This window comes from Mesorhizobium sp. M0563 (genome assembly GCF_040321065.1).
Classification (GTDB): Bacteria; Pseudomonadota; Alphaproteobacteria; order Rhizobiales; family Rhizobiaceae; genus Mesorhizobium.
Genome location: NZ_JAMYQV010000008.1, coordinates 24,706 through 48,575 on the forward strand (window position 1 = coordinate 24,706; position 23,870 = coordinate 48,575).

General features: G+C 61.0%; 26 protein-coding genes. 16 read left to right on the forward strand and 10 right to left on the reverse strand.

The window, feature by feature from the left end:
• Positions 1-9 precede the first annotated feature (9 nt).
• From NKI50_RS12820 to NKI50_RS12845, 6 genes are all read right to left on the reverse strand, one after another.
• Entirely contained in the window at positions 10-1,293 is a 1,284-nt protein-coding gene (locus tag NKI50_RS12820; RefSeq protein WP_023719532.1) for a CpaE/TadZ family protein, read from the reverse strand.
• 54 nt (positions 1,294-1,347) lie between these two features.
• A complete protein-coding gene (locus NKI50_RS12825; RefSeq protein WP_352716703.1) occupies positions 1,348-2,082 on the reverse strand; it encodes a CpaD family pilus assembly protein in 735 nt (244 codons plus the stop codon).
• Between the two features lie 14 nt (positions 2,083-2,096).
• Positions 2,097-3,623 (reverse strand): type II and III secretion system protein family protein, encoded by a 1,527-nt coding sequence (locus tag NKI50_RS12830; RefSeq protein ID WP_023719534.1) that lies wholly within the window; start codon positions 3,621-3,623, stop codon positions 2,097-2,099.
• Positions 3,620-4,435, reverse strand: a complete 816-nt coding sequence (gene cpaB / locus NKI50_RS12835) for a Flp pilus assembly protein CpaB (protein ID WP_023719535.1) — start codon at positions 4,433-4,435, stop codon at positions 3,620-3,622. The genes NKI50_RS12830 and cpaB overlap by 4 nt, the downstream gene beginning before the upstream one ends.
• 191 nt (positions 4,436-4,626) lie before the next feature.
• The gene (locus NKI50_RS12840; protein ID WP_023719536.1) at positions 4,627-5,145 is read right to left on the reverse strand and encodes an A24 family peptidase; all 519 of its coding nucleotides are present in this window, start codon (positions 5,143-5,145) and stop codon (positions 4,627-4,629) included.
• Positions 5,146-5,294: 149 nt separating this feature from the next.
• A complete protein-coding gene (locus NKI50_RS12845; protein WP_023719537.1) occupies positions 5,295-5,468 on the reverse strand; it encodes a Flp family type IVb pilin in 174 nt (57 codons plus the stop codon).
• A 345-nt stretch (positions 5,469-5,813) separates the two neighbouring features.
• On the opposite strand from NKI50_RS12845, the gene NKI50_RS12850 reads away from it, so the two are divergent.
• The 3 genes from NKI50_RS12850 to NKI50_RS12860 all read left to right on the forward strand — a co-directional run bounded on the left by NKI50_RS12850 (position 5,814) and on the right by NKI50_RS12860 (position 7,598).
• A complete protein-coding gene (locus NKI50_RS12850) occupies positions 5,814-6,236 on the forward strand; it encodes a pilus assembly protein N-terminal domain-containing protein (RefSeq protein ID WP_023719538.1) in 423 nt (140 codons plus the stop codon).
• Positions 6,237-6,386: 150 nt separating this feature from the next.
• Positions 6,387-6,947, forward strand: a complete 561-nt coding sequence (locus NKI50_RS12855; RefSeq protein ID WP_031194173.1) for a TadE/TadG family type IV pilus assembly protein — start codon at positions 6,387-6,389, stop codon at positions 6,945-6,947.
• Between the two features lie 30 nt (positions 6,948-6,977).
• Positions 6,978-7,598 carry a TadE/TadG family type IV pilus assembly protein gene (locus tag NKI50_RS12860; RefSeq protein ID WP_023719540.1) on the forward strand — a complete coding sequence of 207 codons (621 nt, stop codon included), beginning with the start codon at positions 6,978-6,980 and terminating at the stop codon, positions 7,596-7,598.
• Positions 7,599-7,626: 28 nt separating this feature from the next.
• Here the strand turns inward: NKI50_RS12860 and NKI50_RS12865 are convergent, their stop codons facing one another.
• Positions 7,627-8,553 (reverse strand): phosphate/phosphite/phosphonate ABC transporter substrate-binding protein, encoded by a 927-nt coding sequence (locus tag NKI50_RS12865; protein ID WP_352716705.1) that lies wholly within the window; start codon positions 8,551-8,553, stop codon positions 7,627-7,629.
• A gap of 159 nt (positions 8,554-8,712) precedes the next feature.
• Between NKI50_RS12865 and NKI50_RS12870 the strand changes: the two genes are divergently transcribed.
• From NKI50_RS12870 to NKI50_RS12910, 9 genes are all read left to right on the forward strand, one after another.
• Complete coding sequence (locus NKI50_RS12870; protein WP_352483230.1) at positions 8,713-9,954, forward strand: phosphopentomutase; 1,242 nt, start codon at positions 8,713-8,715, stop codon at positions 9,952-9,954.
• Entirely contained in the window at positions 9,947-10,837 is an 891-nt protein-coding gene (gene mutM, locus NKI50_RS12875) for a bifunctional DNA-formamidopyrimidine glycosylase/DNA-(apurinic or apyrimidinic site) lyase (protein ID WP_023719543.1), read from the forward strand. Before NKI50_RS12870 ends, mutM begins: the two co-directional genes overlap by 8 nt.
• A 23-nt stretch (positions 10,838-10,860) precedes the next feature.
• Positions 10,861-11,634, forward strand: coding sequence for an enoyl-CoA hydratase (locus NKI50_RS12880; RefSeq protein WP_023719544.1), 774 nt, complete (start codon positions 10,861-10,863; stop codon positions 11,632-11,634).
• Between the two features lie 160 nt (positions 11,635-11,794).
• Positions 11,795-12,061 carry a 30S ribosomal protein S20 gene (gene rpsT / locus NKI50_RS12885; protein WP_023676922.1) on the forward strand — a complete coding sequence of 89 codons (267 nt, stop codon included), beginning with the start codon at positions 11,795-11,797 and terminating at the stop codon, positions 12,059-12,061.
• 837 nt (positions 12,062-12,898) lie between these two features.
• The gene (gene dnaA / locus NKI50_RS12890; protein WP_031194174.1) at positions 12,899-14,446 is read left to right on the forward strand and encodes a chromosomal replication initiator protein DnaA; all 1,548 of its coding nucleotides are present in this window, start codon (positions 12,899-12,901) and stop codon (positions 14,444-14,446) included.
• Positions 14,447-14,645: 199 nt separating this feature from the next.
• The gene (dnaN, locus tag NKI50_RS12895) at positions 14,646-15,764 is read left to right on the forward strand and encodes a DNA polymerase III subunit beta (RefSeq protein WP_023719546.1); all 1,119 of its coding nucleotides are present in this window, start codon (positions 14,646-14,648) and stop codon (positions 15,762-15,764) included.
• A 25-nt stretch (positions 15,765-15,789) separates the two neighbouring features.
• On the forward strand, positions 15,790-16,938 hold the full coding sequence (recF, locus tag NKI50_RS12900) for a DNA replication/repair protein RecF (protein ID WP_352493777.1): 1,149 nt from the start codon (positions 15,790-15,792) through the stop codon (positions 16,936-16,938).
• A 76-nt stretch (positions 16,939-17,014) separates the two neighbouring features.
• Positions 17,015-17,776, forward strand: a complete 762-nt coding sequence (locus tag NKI50_RS12905; RefSeq protein WP_031194176.1) for a molybdopterin-synthase adenylyltransferase MoeB — start codon at positions 17,015-17,017, stop codon at positions 17,774-17,776.
• Complete coding sequence (locus NKI50_RS12910) at positions 17,773-18,261, forward strand: GNAT family N-acetyltransferase (RefSeq protein WP_023719549.1); 489 nt, start codon at positions 17,773-17,775, stop codon at positions 18,259-18,261. Before NKI50_RS12905 ends, NKI50_RS12910 begins: the two co-directional genes overlap by 4 nt.
• 64 nt (positions 18,262-18,325) lie before the next feature.
• Here the strand turns inward: NKI50_RS12910 and NKI50_RS12915 are convergent, their stop codons facing one another.
• Positions 18,326-19,327, reverse strand: coding sequence for a 2-hydroxyacid dehydrogenase (locus tag NKI50_RS12915; protein ID WP_023719550.1), 1,002 nt, complete (start codon positions 19,325-19,327; stop codon positions 18,326-18,328).
• A 157-nt stretch (positions 19,328-19,484) separates the two neighbouring features.
• Here NKI50_RS12915 and NKI50_RS12920 point away from each other — a divergent pair, with 157 nt between their 5' ends.
• On the forward strand, positions 19,485-20,042 hold the full coding sequence (locus tag NKI50_RS12920; RefSeq protein WP_352716708.1) for an SH3 domain-containing protein: 558 nt from the start codon (positions 19,485-19,487) through the stop codon (positions 20,040-20,042).
• An 82-nt stretch (positions 20,043-20,124) separates the two neighbouring features.
• Here the strand turns inward: NKI50_RS12920 and NKI50_RS12925 are convergent, their stop codons facing one another.
• Positions 20,125-20,484, reverse strand: coding sequence for a DUF4260 domain-containing protein (locus NKI50_RS12925; RefSeq protein WP_023719552.1), 360 nt, complete (start codon positions 20,482-20,484; stop codon positions 20,125-20,127).
• Between the two features lie 10 nt (positions 20,485-20,494).
• Entirely contained in the window at positions 20,495-20,926 is a 432-nt protein-coding gene (gene irrA, locus NKI50_RS12930; protein WP_023676913.1) for an iron response transcriptional regulator IrrA, read from the reverse strand.
• 240 nt (positions 20,927-21,166) lie between these two features.
• Between irrA and fabA the strand changes: the two genes are divergently transcribed.
• The 3 genes from fabA (at position 21,167) to fabI (ending at position 23,853) form a co-directional block, all read left to right on the forward strand.
• Positions 21,167-21,685, forward strand: a complete 519-nt coding sequence (gene fabA, locus NKI50_RS12935; RefSeq protein ID WP_352483234.1) for a 3-hydroxyacyl-[acyl-carrier-protein] dehydratase FabA — start codon at positions 21,167-21,169, stop codon at positions 21,683-21,685.
• Between the two features lie 121 nt (positions 21,686-21,806).
• A complete protein-coding gene (fabB, locus tag NKI50_RS12940; protein ID WP_023719554.1) occupies positions 21,807-23,027 on the forward strand; it encodes a beta-ketoacyl-ACP synthase I in 1,221 nt (406 codons plus the stop codon).
• A gap of 13 nt (positions 23,028-23,040) precedes the next feature.
• Positions 23,041-23,853 (forward strand): enoyl-ACP reductase FabI, encoded by an 813-nt coding sequence (fabI, locus tag NKI50_RS12945; RefSeq protein WP_352716710.1) that lies wholly within the window; start codon positions 23,041-23,043, stop codon positions 23,851-23,853.
• The last annotated feature ends 17 nt before the right edge of the window (positions 23,854-23,870 follow it).

A 23,870-nucleotide genomic window follows, 5' to 3' on the forward strand; every position in this document is an offset into this window, starting at 1 on the left:
GCTGCGGCATCACTTCTTGTTGCGCGAAAGCTTGCCGAGCAGGTTGCCGAGGCCAGCCTTTTTCTTCACCTTGATTTCGCTGCGCCCCGTCAGCACATGGGCAATCTCGTTGATCGTGGCGACGACGGGGCTCTTGGCATCCATCTCACCGAGCATACGTCCGTTGTTGGCGGCATTTCCGAACAAAAGCGGCTCGAACGGGATGACCGACATCGGCGAAAGGCCGAGCGATTCGGAGAAATCGGACGGCGTAATCTCGGGACGTTTCGGCACACCGGCCTGGTTGATCACAAGCTTTGGCGCAGGATCGTTTGGACGAAGCCGCTTCAGCATGTCGACCAGGTTCTTTGTGTTTCGCAGATTGGCCAGTTCGGGCGTCGCCGTGATGACGATCTCGTCGGCCTTGACCAGCGTGTTCTTGGTCCAGCCGGCCCAGACGTGGGGAACATCGAGCACGAGGAGCGGCGCGCTACGCTGGGCTATGTCGATAAGCTGGGTGAAGGCGTCGGGCTCGAAATCGTAGACCCGCTCCAGGGTCGAAGGTGCCGCAAGCAGCGACAGGTGCTCGGCGCATTGGGCGAGCAGCCGGTCGAGATAGACCTCGTCGACGCGTTCCGGCGAGAAGACCGCCTCGGCAATGCCCTGCGCCGGGTCCTGGTCGAAATTGATGTTGGCCGTTCCGAAGGCGAGGTCGAGATCGGCGACAACCACTTCGGACTTGAAAAGGGACGACATGGCCCAAGCCACATTATGGGCTATTGTCGAGGAGCCGACGCCGCCCTTGGCGCCGATGAAGGCAATCGAGCGGCCGATCGGCTCAGCTTCCGGATCAACGAAGATCGAGGACACCACGCTGACGATGTCGGCCATCGATACCGGGGCGATGACATATTCGGAAATGCCCGATCGGATGAGTTCGCGATACAGGCCGACATCGTTGTAATGGCCGACAACCACCACCTTGGAGGTCGGATCGCAGTGCTCGGAGAGCTGGGCGAGTTGTTCCAGCAACAGCTTCGGCTCGCTGCGCGATTCAAGCAGGATCAGGTTCGGTGTCGGCGCAGACTGGTAGAATTCGATAGCGGTGGGGATGCCCCCCATATGCACCTTCAGATGGGCCTTGGCCATACGGCGATCCTCGCCAGCGCGCTCGACCGGATTGGCTACGCCTTCGGTCTCGCAGAACGCCTGGATCGAAATGCGCGGGATCGGCCGCAACGCCTGCATCGCGGCAATATCCTGCTCCGAGGTTTCGCCGCCTGCTACCTCTGTGTCATAGGCAAGATTGCTCATTGTCATCTCTTTCAGTGACTTGCGCGGCTTAGGTCTGTTGAGCCTCAACACTCGTTAATATTCGACTTCCGAATTGCCGAGGAGTTCGTCCGAAATTCCTCTGTCGCGATAGACGTCGATCACCGCGCTCCGATTTGCCGCGTCGATGGGAGTCTGTTTGCGCGGCCCGATCAGATCGGCCGGATTGGCCATCTGGGCGGCAAGGTTGTTTTGGTACGAACAGCCGAAATCGGCATAATGCTTGTTTTCCGAAGTCTCCAGAAGGTCTTCCGGCCAGCGCCCGCATTTGTCCGTCTGAGCCTTCACCGAGACGTAGGCGACACGGACCGGGGCGGACGCTTCGGCCGAAACGGATTGATAGGACCGCACGGCGATCCGCTTCCGGCTGATGCCGCTGGCTATGGCAAGCCTGGCGAAATCGCGGCCGGCCGCGGCCGCTGCGATTTCGTTAGCCGAGCCGCTCGGGACCTCAATCGTCAGCACCGGAGCCGCGCTCCTGTCGTATCCGTCCAGAAAGCCCAGGAGCGTGTCGCGCTGGAATCTGGTCATGCCACGGTCGCCGGCGCCGACCGGAAGGTCGATCTTCTGGATCTTCTCGGCGATGACGATCGGATGGGTGGTGCGATAGTCGTCCGGTATGGCACCGACCGTGACGCTGTCGCGATTGGCGCAGCCGGCCAGTGATGCCGCCATCACGACCGCCATGATGGGAACGGCAGGCCGCCAGATTCGCAAATGGACCGACCGCATCGCGGTGATCGCCTTTGTCTTCAATGCTGACTGAGACATGTCCGCTTCCCCGCTTACTTGTAGATGAAGCCGACAACGCCGTGATAACGGCCGTTGGGCTTGTCGGTCTGCATGGTGCCGTAGACGCGGTTGACGCGTCCAAGGAACATGGCGGCTCCGTCGCTGGCGGCGTTGAAATTGTCGTCAGGCTTGGCAAGGTCGTTGCGCGCCACCGGCTTCACCAGATAGGGCGTGATGATGATGACGAGCTCGGTCTCGTTGCGAACGAAATCCCTGCTGCGGAAGAGCGCGCCGAGCACTGGAATCTTTGTCAGGCCAGGCAAGCCGTTGACGGCTTGCCTGACATCGTCGCGGACGAGCCCGGCAATCATCATCGAGCCGCCCGAAGGCAGTTCCACCGTCGTGTCGGCCAAGCGTTTGCGAAGCGACAGGGCGTTCATGCCAAGGCTTTTTACGCCTTCGGAATAAGATACTGACCCTTCCGTTGTCGGCTCGGAGACCGACGTCCTGACTTTCAGGCTGATGCGGCCGGGAGACAGCACCACCGGCTGAAATTCCAGGCCAATACCATATTCGATCTTCTCGACTGAATAGGTTTTCAGACCTGTCTGGTTATCGTTGGAGACGGCTTCGGAAACGCCGGTCACCATGTTATATTCACCGCCGACCTTGAAGGTCGCCTTCTCGCCGGATACGGCCGTCAATGTTGGCTCGGCGAGAGTCTTCATGACGCCGGACTGTTCCATGGCGTTGATATAGGCCTGCAGCGTCGAGCTGCTGATAGAGAGGCCCGAGTTCGACAGCGACTTGCCTAAACCGGTGAAATTGTCGCTTAACGCGCTCCAGCTGATGCCGTTGCTGCTGCCGCTGCCGATCATGTTGACGCCGAGCTGCTTCATCACCGAGCGGCTGACTTCGGCAACCGTCACCTTGAGCGTCACCTGGTCGTCGCCGATAATCTGCAGCAGGTTGACGATCTTGCTGACGCGGCGCTCGGTGTCCGGATTGTTGATGTCGACGCCGGCATCGGCGGAGCCGCCGGCAGCGGTCTGCGAATATTGACCCGTGGTCGCTTCGCCGCCTGAGACGAAGATCTCCGCCAGGTCTTGCGCACGCTTGGCGTCCAGCGGAGTGTCAACGGTTCCGGTCAGAACGACATTGTCGTTCAGCAGCTCGACCTTGATCTCCGATGACGGGATGAAGCGCTTGATATAGTCCTCCAGCCCGGCAACATCGCGTTCGACCGCCAGATCAAGGCTGACGATCTGTTCGCCATTCGGGCCAAAGACGAAGATGTTGGTCTCGCCGACCGCCTTTCCGAATAGATAGATGCGCCTGGCGGTGCGGGTCACCGCATCGGCTACCGCGGGGTTGGCAACGAGAATATCGTAGGCATCGCTCGGCAGGTCGATGACCACCGATTTGTTGAGCCCGAGCTTCACTCGCTGGGTGGCCGTCGAGGCTGTGACCCTGGCATTGTTCGCCGCATGGGCATCGAGAGTGCCATACGCATTCGTTCCAAGGAGAAACAGGCCGATCGCCGCAGCCAAGGTGACCGGCAGTTTGGTTTTTAGCTTCATTTCCTCGCCCCCACTTCGGAAACTTCGCCCGACTTGATCAACCGCACCGTTCCGCGCCGACCATTGCCGGAAACCAGGTAGTCGGCCTCCCCCACATTCTTGTCCTGGCTGTCCTTGATTGAGCGCAGTGCCAATGTCAGGCGATCCGCCATCTGCTGAGCGACGGTGATGATCTCGGACTGCTGCGGCGTCAGTTCCAGGGTGGCGGTCTGGCCGACCCTGGTCTTCTTGCCTTCCTCATCCTCCTGAATGGTCTGGTCGATCGCCAGGACGCGAATGTTCTTGAGGATAGTCTCGGTCGTGAAGCCCGGACTACCGCCATTGGCGGTATCGGCTCTGCGGGTCATGATGACGTCGACGAAATCGTTGGGAAGAATAAAGCCACCGGCCGAAGTGTCGGCCGAGATGCTTGTGGCGACAGCCCGCATGCCGGAGGGCAGGATCGACGACATGAAGCTTTGCCCCTCACCGATCAACTTCGAGCGCCGCAACGGCTCGCCGGCATACAGCGCCACGCGCGCGACGCCGCCCTTCAGCTTATCCAGCGCTTCAGGCTCGGCGGCGCGGGTGATGAAATTTGCGTTGATGCCGGCGGACGGCCATGACTCCCAGGAAATGTTGTTCTCTAGCGGACTGCCCATCGGAACATCGCCGGAAAGGACAAGCACGTCCTGCAGCGCGATCGCCGGCGCTTGGGGGCCGGAATCGACAACCGGAGGCGGCGGAGGCGCGACCATGTTCTTCGCGACATAGCCTGCACCTCCGGCCGCGGCTATCGCCACGCCTAGAATAATCAATCGGGATGCTGGCATCTGTCCGAACCTCGCCCTTGGCAAACCACCTGGCCAAGCCGGACTTTGCAGCGGCAATCGTCAAAACAAGGTTAATGTTATACTTACGATCGTGATTAATTTAACGTTTACATAAATTAGAGCGACCAAGCGCGGCCCGAAGGAAAGACGTCGCCAACTCGCCAGGCCCGGCGCAAACGGAGTAACGCAAATCAGCCCGCCAGCCTGGCGAGAGCCCAGGCCATTAACGGCGAGTCCGGATAGGTAAGCAGACCGCCAATGCCAAGCGCAATGCCGTACGGAACACCGGTCGCGTCATCGGCGAAATGGCGCAGGAACGGATTGTGGCTTGTGACGGCGGCAAGCAGCGATTTTCGATAGGCGAGAATGGCAAGCGTCAGCAAGCCGCCTATGAATGTCGAGGCGACGAGATATTCGATGAGATGGACATTCAGTCCCATCCACATGGCAGTGGCGGCCAGAAGCTTCGCGTCGCCGCCGCCCATGCCGCCAAGCGCGAACAGGCCGAACGTCACCGCGAGAACCAGGCCGGCGGCGGCGAAATGCCAGCCATAGGTGGCCCAATCCATGCCGGTCAAAGGCGCTACCAAGGCGAAGACAACCACAAGCAGCACAGGCACGCGATTGGCGATCGTCATCGACAGCATGTCGGAGATCGCGGCAAAAAGCATGCAGAACGGAAAGACGACGAAGATCACGGCTTCAAGCATGGACGCGCGCCTGTGGTCAAATTGTACCTGGCCTAACCTAGGCACATTCTATTAACGACTGATGAGACTTCAAAGTGTTTTGTTACTATAATGCAACAAGGGCCGCAACGGAGCGGCCCCTGTTCTTGAAAAGTGACTGGCCGCGTAGCTTAATTGACGCCGTTGACCTTGCTGGCGATCTTGTCGAACTTGGCGTTCAGCGCGTTGCCGAGCGAGCCGGCGCCAACCATGATGGCGAGCGCGATGAGGGCGGCGATCAGACCGTATTCGATAGCGGTCGCGCCGGATTCGTCCTTCACAAAACGTGCGATGAGGTTAGACATTCGAGCTCCTACTCCAATTGTTACAGCACTTCCGTCAACTTCTCTTGATGGCTGATCGGATGCTGCGAATGTAAGCGGAAGCTGTTTCGATCGGCTTAATAAACAGGCTTACCGATTCCTTTCCCGCTTCGATGACATTGCGTAGTTAACCCAGGACTAAAATACCGGCCACTGGGTCCACAGGCTAACAAAGGGCGCAAAAGGCGCAATTCGGCAAAGAGGTTTGAGCCGTGCCTGCTAGCCCAATGCCGGTTCCGGCTTAATCCTGAACTCCAGCCGCTTAACGGTTGGTTCACCAATCTCGTTCATGTTCTGTTGAACAGTTTGTTGCCGGGGAGCGCCTCAATGGCCGGGCCGAGATCGTCATTTCCAATTGCCGTGGTTCTTGCCGCAGCGGCTTTCGCCGTTCCAGCCAAGGCAGGCGCCGGCATCGAGGTCACGATGAACCAGGCAAAGATCGTCAAATTGTCGCGCGCCGCCGATACGATTGTCGTCGGCAATCCGGCGATCGCTGACGCCTCCGTGCAGGACGCATCGACGATCGTACTGACCGGCAAGGGATTTGGCGTCACCAATCTTGTCGTCCTCGATCAGGAGGGCAACCCGATCGTCGATGAGCAAATAACGGTCGTGCGCCAGGCAGCGTCGTCGGTGCGCATCTATCGGCGTGCCGAAGTACAGACCATGTCCTGCGCGCCATATTGCGAAAGCTCGTACAAGAGCGATGCCGAGAAGGCCTCTGAGGCCGAGATGAGCGCCGGGCATTAGCTAGCCGACTTCTCCACCTTTGCGGGAACGCTTCGGTTATTGCCTGGTTAAGGCCTTTCCGCCGAATTTAACGGTCATTCCAACCGGACTTCAATCGGTTCCGACTAATGGTGGGATCCGATGCAGAACTGGAATCGGCGGGTAGAGGACATGAGCAAGGCAGGACGAGCAGGTTTTCCCGGAAGGTTTTTGGGCGACCGACGCGGAAGCACGGCGATCGAATTCGCCATGCTTGCAATTCCATTCGCGCTTCTTGTCTTCGCCATCCTGGAGAGCTGTATTTCATTTGCCGCACAAGAAGTGATGGCAAACGCCACAGACGACATCGCGCGCCAACTGCGTACCGGCCAATTAAGACCGGCCGATGTGTCCGGGACCAAGCTGCGGGATATGATCTGCACCAAGTTGGAGATCATGGTCGCCAAGACCTGTCCCGGATTGCTGGTGGATTTGCGCGAATATCCGACCTTCGCCGATGCGGCGCTGGCCGGTTTCAAGATCCAGGATGGCGACGTCGTGTTGACCAAGGGCACGAGCACACAGACCTTCACCGTCGCACCAGGCCTGGCAGAGTCGAGAAACATGCTGCGGGTTTTTTACAAATGGCCGGTGATGACCGACTTCATGGCCAAGTCGATGGCCAATCTGAAGGACGGCAAAACGCTGCATTTCGCTTCGATCACTTGGCAGAACGAGCCGTTCGACAACTGAACCACCTAGTCGCTTGAAAAGGGCAAAGCCATGATTCGTGCGGGGGCACAGCTGGGCATCGCAGAGATTTGTACAAGAGCAGTCCGGCTTTGCTCGGACCGCCGCGGTATTGCGGCTGTCGAGTTTGCCCTCATCGTGCCTGTCCTGTTGATCATGTACTTTATGACCATGGAAGCCTCGCAAGCCATCGAGACCAGCAAGAAGGTCAGCCGCATCGGCAGCATGGTAGCGGACCTTGTCACGCAGCAGCAGACCATCAAGGCGGCCGATCTCGATGCCATCATCGCGATCGGCAGTTCCACGCTTCAGCCCTATAATCGTTCGAAACCGAAGATCATCATTACGGCGATACAGGTCACGGACGAGACGACGCCGAAAGTCTTGGTCGTGTGGTCGCGCAAAGTAGTCGATGGTGTCTCTAGCGTCGACGCCATCAAGGATTCCGCCACAACGGTCCCGAGCGCGCTCAAGATCAAAGGCACTTTCCTCATTCGGGTCGAAAGCGATCTCGCCTACAAGCCAATCATCACCTGGTCGGCGGATGGCCAAAGCCGGTTCGGGTTGAGCTCGGCCTTCAATTCGATATCGATGGCGGAAACTTATTATCTACGGCCGCGAAGGAGCCCGACCATTCCGTGCAGCGATTGCTGACGCCTGAAGCCCGCTAACCGGGCTGTAGCTATTGCGTGCGGCCGCGGGCCGAGACCAGGTGCACGATGGCCGCAGCCAGCACATAATCCCTCGGACCGGCAACGGCGAACCCGCCGGAGTGTCTCGGCTCCAGAAGATCGTAAATGTCCGGCGCGGCTGATCTGAGATTGGTGAGAAAGACGGTGAGCCGGCGCTTGGCTTCGGGGTCCAGATCGCTGCGGACGGCGTGCGGACCATACCTCAGCAGGCCTGAGGTCCATACGACCTGAAGCGACGATTTCGAGAGCCCTGCGGCCTCGAGCCTCGCCACCGTGCCGCCAGGAGGATTTGGCCGTCCCTCTGCCACAGCCGGGATCCAGCCGAATATGGCATCGGCCGCGCCCTCGACCAGCATTGCTTCAGCTGCGGCAGCCGAATTGGCGTGGGTCAAAAACGGCGCATCTTCCGCCACGTTGACCCCGTCTGCAGCCAGCCCGGCAAGCGGCAACAAAGCACCACCGACGCTGTCGAAAGGCGCCATGACGACCCGATGGACTGCCATGGCCATCAGATCGGGAACCCTCCCGTCGCGCGTCAGCAGTACGGAGCGGATGCCGATGGCGCCGCCGGAATCGAGCGGCGCCGCGAGCGGTTCGACACATCCGCACCGTTCGGAGGCGGCGGCGTAGGCGGTTGCCGAATAGATTGCATATTCGATCCGCGCATTGGCCTGCGCCTCGATCAACGACGTATAGTCGCGGGCAACGACAAACTCCACCTTCATGCCGAGCGCTTTGGTATAGGCGTCGGTCAGCAGCGCCAGACCTGGAACGGTGTTGCCGGCGCCAGGCTCGGCGACGATACCGATACGGAACGTTCCGATATCATCGCGCCAATCGGCACGCGCCAGGTTCACGCAAGATGCATCCAGCAGCAAGGCCAGTACGGCAGCGAATGCTTTCAGGGCAGGCCTCATGCGAGCTCCATGCCGCGCATTTCGATCGGCAGATCGACCATGCCGCGATTCGTTTCTCCCGGACCAGCACGCCAAGCCGTGCCGTTCGGGTTTCCGAATTGCCAACGGCAGCGCGGAACCCTATGTCTGAGTCAACACCCAGGCAATGATGAACCTTTGATGGCACGCGCCTCCCTTTTTGTCCTTGACTCCTTCGGCATCGGCGGCGCGGCCGACGCCGAACGCTATGGCGACACTGGCTCCAACACGTTCGCACACATCGCGCAGGCCTGCGCGGAAGGCCGCGCCGATCGCGGAGGCCTGCGTGGCGGACCGCTTCTTGTACCAAACATGCTATCGCTCGGCCTCGGCCATGCCGCGGCAACGGCGACGGGTTTCAGGTTCGAGAATGGCGGCAGCGTCGAGTTTGCCGCCGCCTTTCACGGCGCGGCACAGGAGGTTTCGAGCGGCAAGGACACGCCATCGGGCCATTGGGAAATAGCCGGCCTGCCGGTCCGTTTCGACTGGGGTTACTTCCCCGACACGATTCCCGCCTTTCCAGCCGAGTTGACCGAAGCAATGGTGCGTGAAGGGAAGGTGCCCGGCATTCTCGGCAATTGTCATGCCCCCGGCACCGAGATCATCGAACGGTTCGGCGAAGACCATATCCGCACCGGCAAGCCGATTTGCTACACCTCGGTCGACTCCGTCCTGCAGATCGCCGCGCATGAGGTTCATTTCGGCCTGGAACGGCTTTACGACTTCTGCAAGATAGTGCGCGGGCTGGTCGATCCGCTGAATATCGGGCGCGTCATCGCACGACCGTTTATCGGTGAAACCGCCGCCACGTTCGCGCGAACGCATAATCGTCGCGACTATGCCGTACCGCCGCCGGAACCGACGCTGCTCGACCGGCTGACGGCGCGCGGCAGCCGGGTTATCGCAATCGGCAAGATCGGCGACATCTTCGCCCATCGGGGGATCTCGGAAGTCCGCAAGGCTGCCGGCAACATGGCGATGTTCGACAAAGCGCTTGGCGCCATGGAAGATGCCCGCGACGGCGACTTCGTCTTCGCGAACTTTGTCGACTTTGATACCGAGTTCGGACATCGGCGCGACGTCGCGGGGTATGCCGCCGCACTCGAAGCTTTCGACCGGCGCCTGCCGGAGGCATTCGCGCGGCTGAGGCCAGGCGATCTGCTCATTTTGACCGCCGATCACGGCAACGATCCGACGTGGCGCGGCACCGACCACACACGCGAGCGTATTCCGGTTATCGGCACACGGCCGGGTTTCAAAGGCGCGGACATTGGACTGAGGACGACATTTGCCGACATCGGCGAAACCGTGGCCGAACATCTCGGGCTGGCGCCCGGCCCATACGGCACCTCCTTCCATGCCACGATAAGCGGCCATGCCTGAGCTGCCGGAGGTCGAGACAGTCAGGCGCGGTCTGCAGCCGGTCCTTGAAGGTGCCCGCATCGTCGGTGTCGAGGCACGCCGGCCCGATTTGCGGTTTCCATTCCCCGAGAGATTTTCGGAGCGGCTGACCGGCAAGACGATTGCAGCGCTCGGCCGCCGCGCCAAATATCTGACGATGCACCTGGACAACGGCCCGGTGCTGATCTGCCATCTCGGCATGTCGGGTTCGTTTCGCGTCGAAACGGCCGACGAGAGTGCAACACCCGGCGCGTTCCACTATGAACGTTCGAAAAACACCGCTCACGATCACGTCGTCTTCGACATCACATCACCTGCCGGCGTCCGCTCTCGCGTGATCTTCAACGACCCGCGCCGCTTCGGGTTCATGCTGTTTTCGGAAGACGAGCCAGACATGCATCCGATGCTGGCGGGATTAGGTGTCGAGCCTACAGGCAATGCACTGGACGGCGCTCTGCTCGCTTCGCTGCTGAAAGGTCGCAAGTCACCGCTGAAGGCGGCACTTCTCGACCAACGGCTGATCGCCGGGCTAGGCAATATCTACGTCTCGGAAGCGCTTTGGCGGGCCGGCCTGTCACCGCTGCGCAAAGCGGGCACGCTCGCGAGAGCCGGCAAGAAAGCCAGAGAACAGAGCGAACGCCTGGCCGAAGCAATCCGCTCGGTCGTCGCCGACGCGATCGCCGCCGGCGGCTCGTCGTTGCGCGATTATATGCAGACCGATGGATCGCTGGGCTACTTCCAGCATTCCTTCGCGGTTTATGATCGCGAGGGCGAGGCCTGCTCCAAGCCTGGTTGTGGCGGACACATCGAGCGTATCGTGCAAAGCGGTCGCTCAACGTTCCACTGCCGGACCTGTCAGGCTTGAAACACAAGCGAGGAGGAGCAAGCATGGGCTATGAAACCATCATCGTCGAGACCCGCGGCAAGGTCGGGCTGATTACGCTGAACCGGCCGCAAGCGCTCAATGCGCTGAATTCACAAGTGCTGGCGGAACTGGTTGCGTCGGTGAACAGCATGGGCGCAAATGCCGACATCGGCGCTATGGTCATCACTGGTTCGGAAAAGGCTTTCGCCGCAGGTGCCGATATCAAGGAAATGCAGTCGATCTCCTATGTGGATGCCTATCTGCAGGATTTCTTCGTCGGCTGGGAAGAATTTACGCGGGCACGAAAGCCGATCATCGCGGCGGTGGCGGGCTACGCTCTGGGCGGCGGCTGCGAACTGGCGATGATGTGCGATTTCATCATCGCCGCCGATACCGCCAAGTTTGGCCAACCCGAGATCACGCTGGGTGTCATGCCCGGCATGGGCGGATCGCAGCGCCTGACCCGCTTCGTCGGCAAGTCGAAGGCGATGGATATGTGCCTGACGGGGCGAATGATGGACGCAGCCGAGGCCGAGCGTTCCGGCCTGGTCTCGCGCGTCGTGCCAGCCGGCGAGTTGATCGAGGAAGCGCTTAAGGCAGCGGCCAAGATCGCCGGTTTTTCCTTGCCATCGGTGATGATGGCGAAGGAGGCCGTCAACCGCGCCTATGAGACGACGCTCACCGAGGGCCTGCGGTTCGAGCGCCGGCTGTTTCATTCGCTGTTTGCGCTGGACGACCAGAAGGAAGGCATGGCGGCCTTCACCGGCAAGCGGAAGCCGAATTTCACGAACCGATGAGATGACGAAGGCACCGGCCAAAAAGAAAGCGCCGCAGCGTTGACGCGCCGGAAAAGCTGAACTATAAGCCGCACCAACCGAGGCGGCCCTGTGGCTGCCCGTTTGTTTTTTGCGCCCCGCGGTATCCCGCAAGCGCCCACCAGATCAGAAGAGAGGCACCATGGCCAATACCTCCTCGGCCAAAAAGGCAACGCGCAAGATCGCCCGTCGCGCAGCGATCAACAAGAACCGTCGCTCCCGCGTCCGGACCTACATCCGCCAGGTCGAAGAGGCGCTCGCGGCTGGCGACAAGGCGGCCGCACAGGCTGCCTTCAAGGTGGCCGAGCCGGAATTGATGCGGGCCGCGACCAAGGGCGTGGTGCACAAGAACACTGCATCGCGCAAGGTGTCGCGGCTGGCCCAACGGGTCAAGGTGCTGTCGGCCTAATATACCTTTTCCTGAACTGCGCTTCTTCAAACCCGGCCGATCGCGCCGGGTTTTTTCGTTTGCCGGCAAGTACTTAAAAGAAAGCCCGCAAAACGGCGCTCCGCGTGCATTTCAAAGTTCGAAATGCTTTGCCGGCATATACATGCCCGCTGATATTCGCAGCCTTCGAAACCGCCAATGCGAAAATTTCCGAGCGTCACAGATTACCGTTTCTTTTCAGCAGTTTACAGATGGTGATCCACAGCTTGTTCACATCGGCTGCGGTCGATAGGCGACAATTGGCTGTCAAGTGAATTATTTCAGAAAATTTCGCGTTGTGTGGCCTTTTTCATATTCGCCGGAAAAGGGTTTGAATCACAATGGCTTTGTCAAAATCAACTGTTGCGGCATGGCGTCCGAACCGTCCCTTGCTAGTCAGATTCCTTAAAAATCCGTTAGGGGTGGCCTTGCCCTATCCACAGCGATTTCGGTAATGTCTGTCCATCGAAGGGACGGGCCCTTGGCCCTTGACCAGCCTGAAACCGGCCAGCTCAAATTGGCAGAGTTTACAACGCGGATTCAACTCCGCGGACAAGGTTGGTTTGTCTTTTTGATACGGTAGGGGACTGGCGTAATTGTACATGGCAGGTCGACGGTGCGCCGGCGTTTTTCGCCGGACGGCATTTTATTGCCCTGACATGACCAAGGCGGATCGGCACTTCGGCGCCGGACCGATAACGAGGCGATTCATCAGCCGGCGGTGGCGATGGTGTCGCAGCGAAGACACGGTCGCCGGAAACATGGATGCAGGAGGCGCATCCCGGCGGAAAACAGGTACAAGAGACAAGGAACTCGATCATGCAGAGCGGCGGCATCGAAAGGGAGCTTACGGGCGACCTCCCATTTCCTGGAACGTTAATCGGAAGGAACGACATGGCGGCTTCCAATGAAGCTGAACAGAAGTTCGATCGGGTCAAGGCCCAGCTGAAGGCGCGTCTGGGAACCGAGGTCTATTCGAGCTGGTTCGGGCGCATGAAGGTCGCTGAATCCTCCAAGGGCATTGTCCGCATCTCGGTGCCAACCGCATTCCTGCGTTCATGGATCAACGGCCACTATCTCGATCTCATCGCCGAGTTGTGGAAGCACGAGGATCCGGAGATCCTCAAGATCGAGATCGTCGTTCGCACCGCCACACGCCAGGGCCGCAACAGCGTCGAGCCGGAAGTGGCCCCGGCACGCAAGATGACCAGGCAGACGCAGACCGCTCTCTCTGCGGGCACGGCGAGCCCCAGCAGGGTCGAGCGGGTCCCGGCACCCCGCCCAGGAATGCCGGCAGAGACAGAGTTCCGGCACAATGTGCTCGGTTCGCCGCTCGATCCACGCTACACTTTCACCTCCTTCATCGAGGGACCATCGAACCGAGTGGCTTTTGCCGCTGCCAAGGCGGTCGCGGAATCACAGTCGAGCGCGGTGCGCTTCAATCCGCTCTTTCTTCACGCGACGGTTGGGCTGGGCAAGACGCATCTGTTGCAGGCGATCGCCGCAGAATCGCTGAAGCAGAACCCGAAATCGCGGGTCGTCTATCTGACGGCTGAATATTTCATGTGGCGGTTCGCCACCGCGATTCGCGACAACAACGCACTGACGCTGAAAGAACAGCTTCGCGACATCGACCTTCTCATCATCGACGACATGCAGTTCCTGCAGGGCAAGTCGATCCAGCATGAATTCTGCCATTTGATCAACATGCTGCTCGACAGCGCCAAGCAAGTGGTGGTCGCTGCCGACCGGCCGCCGTCGGAATTGGAGTCGCTGGAGCCGCGCGTCCGCTCGCGCCTCAACGGCGGCGTCGCGCTGGAAATGTCGGCCCCGGATTTCGCCATGCGCATCGGTATGCTCAAGCTCAGGCTTGCCACCGCCAAGCTCGACGATGTGTCGCTCGATATTTCCGAAGAGATCCTCAATCACGTTGCCCGCACGGTGACCGGCAGCGGGCGCGAGCTCGAAGGTGCCTTCAACCAGCTTTTGTTTCGCCAATCCTTCGAACCGCAGATCACCATCGACCGCATCGACGAGATCCTTGGCCACATCTATCGTTCCGGCGAGCCGAAGCGGGTGCGTATCGAGGACATTCAGCGCATCGTCGCACGCCATTACAACGTGTCGAAGACTGAACTTCTGTCCAACCGGCGCACACGCACCATCGTCAAGCCACGGCAGGTCGCCATGTACCTGTCGAAGGTGATGACGCCGCGCTCGCTGCCGGAGATCGGGCGGCGTTTCGGCGGCCGTGACCATACGACGGTGCTGCATGCCGTGCGCAAGATCGAGGATCTTTCAGGCGTCGACAACACACTGGCGCAGGAACTCGAATTGCTGAGAAGGCTGATCAACGACCAGGCCTGACGGCGCGAAAAACGCCGGCTCGCGGACTTCGGCCTTTTTATCCCCAGAAAGCCCGTGCAGCCGGCCCGAACCGGTGGCGCGGGCTTGCGTTTGCCGGGTTTTTCCTGTCAGTTTACGCAGATTCTGAGCCTGTTCAGACCTTTCGCGGGGCGCCGCTTGCCGGAGACCCGTTCATTCATTCAAGCGAGCCTGTTTCGTCATGCGTGTTATCCTGGAACGGTCAAATCTCCTGAAGTCGCTCAACCATGTTCACCGCGTGGTCGAGCGGCGCAACACCATTCCGATCCTGTCGAACGTGCTGCTCAGCGCCGAGGGGGCCAGCCTTGAAATGAAGGCGACCGACCTCGACCTGGAGGTGACCGAAGCAACGCCGGCAAAGGTCGAGCGTGGCGGGGCGACGACGGTTCCGGCGCATCTGCTCTACGACATCGTGCGCAAGCTTGCCGACGGCGCGGAGGTGGCGCTGAAGACCGACGAAGACGGCAACGCCATGACGGTGACGTCGGGGCGCTCGAGCTTCCGCCTGCAGTGCCTGCCGCAGTCCGACTTTCCCGAGCTTTCAGCCGGGTCGTTCTCGCATATTTTCCGGCTCGATTCCCTCGGGCTAAAGGGCCTCATCGAGAAGACCCAGTTCGCCATCTCGACCGAGGAGACGCGCTATTATCTGAACGGCATCTATCTGCACACGCACGAGGCTGGCGGCAAGCTGAAGCTGCGCTCGGTCGCGACCGACGGCCATCGGCTGGCGCGCGCCGAGATCGACGCACCAGCGGGCTCCGAGGGCATGCCTGGCGTCATCATCCCGCGAAAGACGGTCAGCGAGTTGCAGAAGCTGGTCGACGACCCCGACATTGCGGTGACCACCGAGCTGTCGGACACCAAGATCCGTTTCACCATCGGCAGCGTCATCTTGACCTCCAAGCTGATCGACGGCACTTTCCCGGACTACCAGCGCGTCATTCCGACCGGCAACGACAAGAAGCTGATCATCGATCGTCAGAGTTTCGCCGCTGCCGTCGATCGCGTTTCGACCATTTCGTCCGAACGCGGCCGGGCTGTAAAGCTTTCGATCGCCGAAGGCCAGGTCACGCTTGCAGTCAACAATCCGGATTCAGGCAGCGCCACCGAAGAACTGGCAGCCGACTATTCGTCCGATCCGATCGAAATCGGCTTCAACGCCAAATACCTGCTCGACGTTGCCGCGCAACTGACCGGCACGGAGGCGAAGTTCATGCTGGCGGATGCCGGATCCCCGACACTGATCCACGACATGGCCGACGAGACCGCGCTCTACGTGTTGATGCCGATGCGGGTGTAGGGCCCGAACGAGGCCATCTGCTGTCGTGACCAGATTTGCAAACCCGCGGCAGACTTACATAAGTAAGCTTACACTTACGAATTTCCGCAATTATGCGGCGTTGGCAATCGACCTTGATCCCGGCGCTGTGGTTTTCTCCGGCGACAATGGCGCCGGCAAGACCAATCTGCTTGAAGCGATCTCGCTGCTCACGCCAGGCCGCGGCCTGCGCCGCGCACCCTATGCCGAGGTGGCGCGCGAAGGCGGCGACGGTGGCTTTGCGCTGCATGCCCGGCTTGACGGGCCGGACGGCCAGGTCGAGATCGGTACCGGGATTGCAGGCAGCGACAGCGAAGGCGGCAGGCGGGTGCGGATCAACGGCGCGGCGGCGCGCTCAGCCGAAGACATGCTGGAATGGCTGCGCGTGGTCTGGCTGACACCGGCCATGGACGGCCTGTTCCCCGGGCCAGCCGCCGACCGTCGGCGCTTCCTCGACCGACTGGTGCTGGCGATCGACCCCGGCCACGGCCAGCGCGCGCTTGACTACGAAAAGGCAATGCGCGGCCGCAACAGGCTGCTCGCCGACGGTTCGCGCGACGGTGCCTGGTTCGATGCCATCGAGATGCAAATGGCGGAGACCGGCGTGGCAATTGCCGCGGCGCGTGCCGAACTGGTGCGCCTGCTCGCCGCCATGATCGACCGTCTGCCCGGCGACGGACCGTTTCCGCAAGCCGACATCGGCATCTCGGGGGAACTGGAAGGCGAAGTCGGCATTTCGCCGGCCGTCGACGTCGAGGAACGGTTCCGTCGTGCGCTTGCCCAAGGGCGCGACCGTGACCGCACCGCCGGACGCACGCTCGACGGCCCGCACCGTTCCGATCTCGTGGTGCGCCACCGGCCCAAGGCAATGCCGGCCGAACTCTGCTCGACCGGCGAGCAGAAGGCGCTGCTGGTCGGCATTGTCTTGTCGCATGCACGGCTAACCGGCGAGATGTCGGGCATGACGCCGATCCTGCTGCTCGACGAGATCGCCGCCCATCTCGACGGCGGCCGGCGCGCGGCCTTGTTCTCGATCCTGGAGGAGCTGAACTGCCAGGCTTTCATGACCGGGACCGATGCCGCGTTGTTTGACAGCCTCAAGGGACGCGCGCAGTTCCTGACCGTCGATCACGGCAAGGTCAGGCCGACCATCTGAACTTCGTCCATGACGCATTTCTGAGCCGCATGCATTGACGCCTGACAAGTTTTTTCCTCCGTTATATGGTCCGGCGATGATCACAGCCGCCCTCACCGACGAAGAGCTCGAACGCTACGCCCGCCACATCGTGCTGCCCGAAATCGGCGGCGCCGGCCAGCAGCGGCTAAAGCGAGCGCGGGTGCTGGTCATCGGCGCCGGCGGGTTGGGAGCGCCGGTGCTCGAATATCTCGCCGCCGCAGGGATTGGCACACTCGGTATCGTCGACGACGACATCGTTTCGCTTTCCAACCTGCAACGACAAGTGATCCACGCCACGGGCGATGTCGGCATGGCGAAAACCGACAGCGCCAAGGCGGCGATCATCCGCATCAATCCAAACGTCGTCGTGGAAGAGCACAATTTCAGGCTGACCGCGGACAACGCCCCTGCCCTCATCGCCGATTATGACATCGTCGTTGACGGCTCCGACAATTTCGAGACGCGCTACGCCGTGGCCGACGCCTGCGCCGCCGAAAGCCGGCCGCTCGTCCATGCCGCCGTTGGCCGCTTCGACGGCTCGGTCACGGTGCTGAAGCCGTTCGAAACCGGTCCGGACGGCACGTTGAACCCAAGCTACCGCGATCTTTTTCCCGAAGCGCCGCCGCCGGGACTGGTGCCGTCCTGCGCGGTGGCCGGCATTGTCGGCGCGCTGAGCGGGGTCATCGGCACGCTGCAAGCCATGGAGGCAATCAAGCTGATCACCGGGATTGGCGAGCCGCTGGTCGGGCGACTGCTGCTCTACGATGCACTGGCGGCACGCTTCGACACGATCCGCTACAAGCGAACTAGCCGGTGAGCCTGCCTGCCGACGTTTCCATTGTGCAGTTTGCGGCCGACTTCGATCGTTGGGACGAGGTCTTGGCACTGGTCATGCGCGCCTTCGCCTTCATGGAAGACGTTATTGATCCGCCGTCCTCGGCGCATCGGCTCACTGTCGAAAATCTTAGGGCTAAAGCGCTGGAGGAGACAGGATTCCTGGCGCTGAAGGAAAGCGAGATCGTCGGTTGCGTCTTCATCCTGGAGCGGGCAGACGACCTCTATGTCGGAAAGCTCGCGGTTGTGCCGGCTCTTCAGGGACAAGGCATCGGAAAGCGGCTGATGCAGGCTGTCGAAGATCTTGCCCGTAGCCACAACCGGGCCGCCATCGAGCTCCAGACCCGGGTCGAACTGACCGGAAACCACGCTGCCTTCGCCCGCCTCGGCTTTCGCGAAACCGAACGGACAGCGCACAAGGGCTACGACCGGCCGACCTCAATCACCATGCGCAAGGCGCTTTCGTAAGCCAACACTATCCAAAGACGAACGCGTGGTTGCCGCGGCAAGGCCATGCCGGCATGATGGCAGGTCACGCCCGCAGCGGCAGCACGCGGTCGGGCGGACGATGGCCATCGAAGAAGGCGCGGATGTTGATGATCACCTTCTCACCCATGTCGATGCGGCCTTCGAGCGTCGCCGAGCCCATATGCGGCAACAGCACGACCTTGCCTTTGTGGGCGAGCTTCAGAAGCTTGCTGTTCAGCGCCGGCTCGTGCTCGTAGACGTCGAGGCCGGCGCCGGCGATCTTGCCGTCATGGATGAGCTTGACCAGCGATTCCTCATCGATGATATCGCCGCGCGCGGTGTTGACTATGTAAGCGGACGGTTGCAGAAGCGCCAGCCGCCGTGCCGAAAGCAGGTGGAAGGTTGCCGGTGTCGATGGGCAATTGACCGAGATAATGTCCATACGGGCAAGCATCTGGTCGAGGCTTTCCCAATATGTGGCTTCCAATTCGTCCTCGATTGCCGGCAGCACGCGGTGGCGGTTGTGGTAGTGGATCGAGAGGCCAAAGGCCTTGGCGCGCCTGGCGACGGCGGTGCCGATGCGACCCATGCCGACAATGCCGAGCCGTTTGCCCCAGATGCGACGGCCGAGCATCCAGGTCGGCGACCAGCCCGCCCATTTCTTGTCCCCGGTCAGCACGTTGGCGCCTTCGGCCAGCCGTCGCGGCACGGCCAGCATCAGCGCCATGGTCATGTCGGCCGTATCTTCGGTCAGCACGTTCGGCGTATTGGTGACGGTGATGCCTTTCTTGGCCGCTGCCGCAACGTCGATCTTGTCGACGCCATTGCCGAAATTGGCGATCAGCTTGAGCTTGTCGCCGGCTTGGGCAATCAGCGCCGCGTCGATATTATCGGTCACGGTCGGCACCAGCACGTCAGCCTCCTTGACCGCCGCCACCAGTTCCGGCTGCGTCATCGGCCTGTCCTCGACATTCAACCGGGCGTCGAACAACTCGCGCATGCGGGTCTCGACCGGGTCGGGCAACTTGCGCGTGATGACGACGAGGGGCTTCTTTTTGCCTGCCATTGTTTCCTCGAACCCGATCTCGTTGAGACCTCTTTAACCAAGAACGGCGAAACTGAGAGCCGATCGCGGTACCGGTCATCCATGTAACAAGTGGTTCCGCCGAAGACAAAGAAAAAGGGGCGCGAAGGCCGATGGGCCGGCGCCGAAAGGAACGAAAGTGTCTGGTTTCGCGTCGCTCCGCCTGACCCTCAGTGCAGCATTCCTCGGCGCTCTCATCCATAGCCCACTGGTGATGGCGCAAAGTGCCGCGGCCCCCGCCCAGAGCGTCACGCTCGGACCAAGCGGCTTGCCGCTGCCGCGCTTCGTCAGCCTGAAATCCGGCCGCGTCAACTCGCGCGTCGGGCCGGGCGTCAACTATTCCGTCGATTGGATGTACATGAAACCAGGCCTGCCGATGGAGATCATCCAGGAGTTCGATACATGGCGCCGCGTGCGCGATGCCGACGGCTCGGAAGGCTGGATCAATCAGTCGCTGCTTTCGGGCCGCCGCACGGCGATCGTCGCCCCCTGGCAGCGCGGCAAGGACGCCCGCATCAACCTCCTCGACGACCCGGCAAAAGATGCAAGCGTCATCGCGATCCTCGAACCGGGGGTGATGGGCACGATCAAGTCCTGCGATGGCCAATGGTGCGAAATGACCTTCGACGGCCATGCCGGCTGGCTCGCCCAGTCGCTCGTCTGGGGCGCCTATCCCGGCGAAAAGGTCAAGAACTGACGCTTCCGAACCGGAGGTCAGGCCAGCGCTGCAAGCACCGGATCCGGCATTTTGTTTCGCTGTTCTTCAATTCGGGGATGATCTAGCCGCCGATGCGGCCGAGATGGGTATCCTGGAAACTGCTCGACAGCTTCAAGCCATAGCCCAGGGCGCGGTCGATGGCGATGTGGGCGATCCAGATCAGCGCAACGGATGTCGCCAATGCATTGTCAAAGACGCTGCCGAAAAGCGCCAGCAGAACGGGCAAGACCAGTATGTGCAAGGTGTTGTAGGCGACGGCCCCGACGCGCGGCCCGGCCATGTAACCCAGGATCGACAGGTCGGGCGCCAGAACGAGCACTGCAAATAGCCACCAGGAAGCACCGGCCATTGCATAGAAGACAAGAGCCGCCACCGCGACGGCGACCCATTCGAGCCGGAGCGTCAAATCCAGGAAATTCATAAGGCGCCGGTCAGTCGCAGCGTTTCGGACGCAGTCTCACCACGATATCGACATTGGCGATCTCCATGCCTTCCGGCGGTTCCGGCAGGTTGGAAACCGTCACCGGGCCGCTGTCGATATCGAAGATCCTGTTTTCGCCCTCGATATAGAAATGATGGTGATCGGAGGTGTTGGTGTCGAAATAGGTCTTCGATCCCTCGACGGCAAGGATGCGCAAAAGGCCAGCCTGGGTGAACTGGTGCAGAGCATTGTAGACGGTGGCCAGAGACACCGGCACGCCGGCGGCAAGCGCTTCCTCGTGCAGTTCCTCGGCCGAAAGGTGGCGGTCGCCCTTGGCGAAAAGCAGATCGGCCAGCGCGATACGCTGGCGTGTCGGCCTCAGACCGGCTTCGCGAACCCGCTTGTCCACAGCGACATTATCCTTCCGGCAACCCAGATCCATCTATCCGTCGCGCCCACAGTTCCGTCTCAGACACGTCCAAAATGGCAGAAATAGAGCATCTGCCGAAATTGGACGTTTCCTGACATATATTCTGTCGGCCGAATGCGATCAATAGCGCGCATTGACCCGGGCAGACGGGCAGGTTAAGCGCAAACGCCGGTTTCCGGCCTGAAACAGATTGTGTTAGGAAACCACCAGCATGGGCGCCTATCGCCCGGGACGATCACGGGGACGAGATTGATGGCGGGTTCGAAATCCAGCTACGGTTACGAGGAATTGCTTGCCTGCGCCCGCGGCGAGCTGTTCGGACCGGGAAATGCGCAACTGCCCTATCCGCCGATGCTGATGTTCGACCGCATCACCGAGATCAGCGAAACCGGCGGTGCGTTCGACAAGGGTTTCATCCGCGCAGAATTCGATATCAAGCCGGATTTGTGGTTTTTCGCCTGCCATTTCATCGGCAATCCGATCATGCCGGGATGCCTGGGCCTGGACGCCATGTGGCAGTTGACGGGTTTCTACCTTGGATGGCTCGGCGAACCAGGCAAGGGAATGGCGCTGTCGACAGGTGAGGTGAGATTCAAAGGCATGGTCACGCCTTCGGTCAAGAAGGTGGAGTATGGCGTCGACTTCAAGCGAGTGATGCGCGGTCGGCTTGTGCTTGGCATCGCCGATGGCTGGCTGAAGGCAGATGGCGAGCCCATATATGCGGCAACGGATCTGAAGGTCGGTCTGTCCAAGCAATCGGCCGCCGGCTGAGCGAAGACCAACAGTGCCACGTCTTGGACATCTAAAGGACGCTGTAGCACTTTAATTTGCGCATGGTTCCGTTCCGGAAACTTAATCAGGTTTCGGAGGTCCGTGCTGGAAGGAGTTGCGAATGAGACGGGTCGTAGTCACAGGTCTCGGCATCGTGTCGTCGATCGGCAACAATGCCAACGAGGTGCAGGCCTCCTTGCATGATGCCAGGTCCGGCATCAGCTTTTCCGACTCTTTCGCCGAGCATGGCTTCCGTTGCCGGGTGTGGGGAGCGCCGACGCTGGATCCGTCGGGAATGATCGACCGTCGCGCCATGCGCTTCCTGTCGCAAGGTGCTGCTTGGAACCATGTCGCGATGGACCAGGCGATCGCAGACGCCGGCCTCGACGAGACCGACATCACCAACGAGCGCACCGGCATCGTAATGGGCTCCGGCGGACCGTCGACCCGTGCAATCGTCGAAGCGGCCGAGACGACGATCAAAAACGGCAGCCCCAAGCGGATCGGCCCGTTCGCGGTGCCAAAAGCGATGTCGTCGACCGCTTCAGCGACGCTTGCCACTTGGTTCAAGATCCACGGCGTCAACTATTCGATCTCATCGGCCTGCTCGACGTCAGCGCATTGCATCGGCAATGGCTACGAGCTGATCCAGTGGGGGAAGCAGGACATCGTCTTCGCCGGCGGTCATGAGGATCTCGACTGGACGATGTCGGATCTGTTCGATGCCATGGGCGCCATGTCGTCCAAGTTCAACGACAGGGCATCAGTCGCCTCGCGCGCCTACGACGTCGATCGCGACGGTTTCGTCATTGCCGGCGGCGCCGGCGTGCTGATTCTTGAAGAGCTCGAGCATGCCAAGGCACGCGGCGCCAAGATCTATGCCGAGATCGTCGGCTATGGCGCCACCTCCGACGGCTACGACATGGTGGCGCCGTCGGGCGAAGGCGCGGCTCGCTGCATGAAGCAGGCGCTCGCAACGGTGTCCTCGCCGGTCGACTATATTAATACGCACGGCACTTCGACGCCGGTCGGCGACTCCAAGGAAATGGGCGCCATCCGCGAGGTGTTCGGCGAGAAGATGCCTTTCATCACGTCGACCAAATCGCTGACCGGTCATTCGCTGGGTGCGGCCGGCGTGCAGGAATCGATCTACTCGATCCTGATGATGCAAGGCGGCTTTATCGGCGAGAGCGCCCACATTGACAACCTCGATCCGGAATTCGAAGGCATGCCGATCGTGCGCAAGCGCATCGACGAAGCCAGGATCGACACCGTTTTGTCCAATTCGTTCGGTTTCGGTGGCACCAACGCTACGCTGATTTTCCAGCGCTATTCCGCATAAGGATTTGCCGACCATGGACGGATTGATGAAGGGCAAGCGCGGGCTTGTCATGGGCGTCGCCAACGATCATTCGATCGCCTGGGGCATCGCCCGCAAACTGTCCGAACATGGCGCGGATCTCGCCTTCACCTATCAGGGTGAGCCCTTCGGGCGCCGCGTCAAGCCGCTCGCCGAGAAACTGGGCGCATCGCTGGTGGTACCTTGCGACGTCGAGGACAGCGCATCGGTCGCCGCGACTTTCGAGACTTTGGGCAAGGCGTGGGGCGGGCTGGATTTCGTCGTCCATGCCATCGGCTTTTCCGACAAGAACGAGCTGAAAGGCCTCTACGCCGACACCAGCCGCGACAACTTCATCCGCACCATGGTGATCTCCTGCTACTCCTTCACCGAGGTCGCCCGTCACGCCGCCACGTTGATGAAGGATAGCGGTTCGATGATCACGCTGACCTATGCCGGTTCGGTCCGCGTCATGCCGAACTACAACGTCATGGGCGTCGCCAAGGCCGGGCTGGAGGCCAGCGTCCGCTATCTAGCCAACGACTACGGCCCGCGCGGCATCAGGGTGAACGGCATATCGGCTGGACCGGTGCGGACGCTTGCCGGCGCCGGGATTTCCGACGCACGCCACATGTTCTCCTACCAGCAGCGCAACTCGCCGCTACGCCGCACGGTGACAATCGACGAAGTCGGCGGCTCAGCGCTCTATCTGCTGTCCGATCTGTCCTCCGGCGTCACCGGCGAAATCCACTATGTCGATTCCGGCTATCACATCGTGTCCATGCCGACGCTTGACGAGTTGAAGCAAACCGACGGCGGGCGGGAATAGCGCGAGCGACGTGTCGC

What these genes read in the sequence shown, in the direction of transcription:
- NKI50_RS12820 (WP_023719532.1), bottom strand. Translation starts at nt 1,293, where the DNA reads ATGAGCAATCTTGCCTATGACACAGAGGTAGCAGGCGGCGAAACCTCG.
- NKI50_RS12825 (WP_352716703.1), bottom strand. Translation starts at nt 2,082, where the DNA reads ATGTCTCAGTCAGCATTGAAGACAAAGGCGATCACCGCGATGCGGTCG.
- NKI50_RS12830 (WP_023719534.1), bottom strand. Translation starts at nt 3,623, where the DNA reads ATGAAGCTAAAAACCAAACTGCCGGTCACCTTGGCTGCGGCGATCGGC.
- cpaB (WP_023719535.1), bottom strand. Translation starts at nt 4,435, where the DNA reads ATGCCAGCATCCCGATTGATTATTCTAGGCGTGGCGATAGCCGCGGCC.
- NKI50_RS12840 (WP_023719536.1), bottom strand. Translation starts at nt 5,145, where the DNA reads ATGCTTGAAGCCGTGATCTTCGTCGTCTTTCCGTTCTGCATGCTTTTT.
- NKI50_RS12845 (WP_023719537.1), bottom strand. Translation starts at nt 5,468, where the DNA reads ATGTCTAACCTCATCGCACGTTTTGTGAAGGACGAATCCGGCGCGACC.
- NKI50_RS12850 (WP_023719538.1), top strand. Translation starts at nt 5,814, where the DNA reads ATGGCCGGGCCGAGATCGTCATTTCCAATTGCCGTGGTTCTTGCCGCA.
- NKI50_RS12855 (WP_031194173.1), top strand. Translation starts at nt 6,387, where the DNA reads ATGAGCAAGGCAGGACGAGCAGGTTTTCCCGGAAGGTTTTTGGGCGAC.
- NKI50_RS12860 (WP_023719540.1), top strand. Translation starts at nt 6,978, where the DNA reads ATGATTCGTGCGGGGGCACAGCTGGGCATCGCAGAGATTTGTACAAGA.
- NKI50_RS12865 (WP_352716705.1), bottom strand. Translation starts at nt 8,553, where the DNA reads ATGAGGCCTGCCCTGAAAGCATTCGCTGCCGTACTGGCCTTGCTGCTG.
- NKI50_RS12870 (WP_352483230.1), top strand. Translation starts at nt 8,713, where the DNA reads ATGGCACGCGCCTCCCTTTTTGTCCTTGACTCCTTCGGCATCGGCGGC.
- mutM (WP_023719543.1), top strand. Translation starts at nt 9,947, where the DNA reads ATGCCTGAGCTGCCGGAGGTCGAGACAGTCAGGCGCGGTCTGCAGCCG.
- NKI50_RS12880 (WP_023719544.1), top strand. Translation starts at nt 10,861, where the DNA reads ATGGGCTATGAAACCATCATCGTCGAGACCCGCGGCAAGGTCGGGCTG.
- rpsT (WP_023676922.1), top strand. Translation starts at nt 11,795, where the DNA reads ATGGCCAATACCTCCTCGGCCAAAAAGGCAACGCGCAAGATCGCCCGT.
- dnaA (WP_031194174.1), top strand. Translation starts at nt 12,899, where the DNA reads ATGCAGAGCGGCGGCATCGAAAGGGAGCTTACGGGCGACCTCCCATTT.
- dnaN (WP_023719546.1), top strand. Translation starts at nt 14,646, where the DNA reads ATGCGTGTTATCCTGGAACGGTCAAATCTCCTGAAGTCGCTCAACCAT.
- NKI50_RS12905 (WP_031194176.1), top strand. Translation starts at nt 17,015, where the DNA reads ATGATCACAGCCGCCCTCACCGACGAAGAGCTCGAACGCTACGCCCGC.
- NKI50_RS12915 (WP_023719550.1), bottom strand. Translation starts at nt 19,327, where the DNA reads ATGGCAGGCAAAAAGAAGCCCCTCGTCGTCATCACGCGCAAGTTGCCC.
- NKI50_RS12925 (WP_023719552.1), bottom strand. Translation starts at nt 20,484, where the DNA reads ATGAATTTCCTGGATTTGACGCTCCGGCTCGAATGGGTCGCCGTCGCG.
- irrA (WP_023676913.1), bottom strand. Translation starts at nt 20,926, where the DNA reads ATGGATCTGGGTTGCCGGAAGGATAATGTCGCTGTGGACAAGCGGGTT.
- fabA (WP_352483234.1), top strand. Translation starts at nt 21,167, where the DNA reads ATGGCGGGTTCGAAATCCAGCTACGGTTACGAGGAATTGCTTGCCTGC.
- fabB (WP_023719554.1), top strand. Translation starts at nt 21,807, where the DNA reads ATGAGACGGGTCGTAGTCACAGGTCTCGGCATCGTGTCGTCGATCGGC.
- fabI (WP_352716710.1), top strand. Translation starts at nt 23,041, where the DNA reads ATGGACGGATTGATGAAGGGCAAGCGCGGGCTTGTCATGGGCGTCGCC.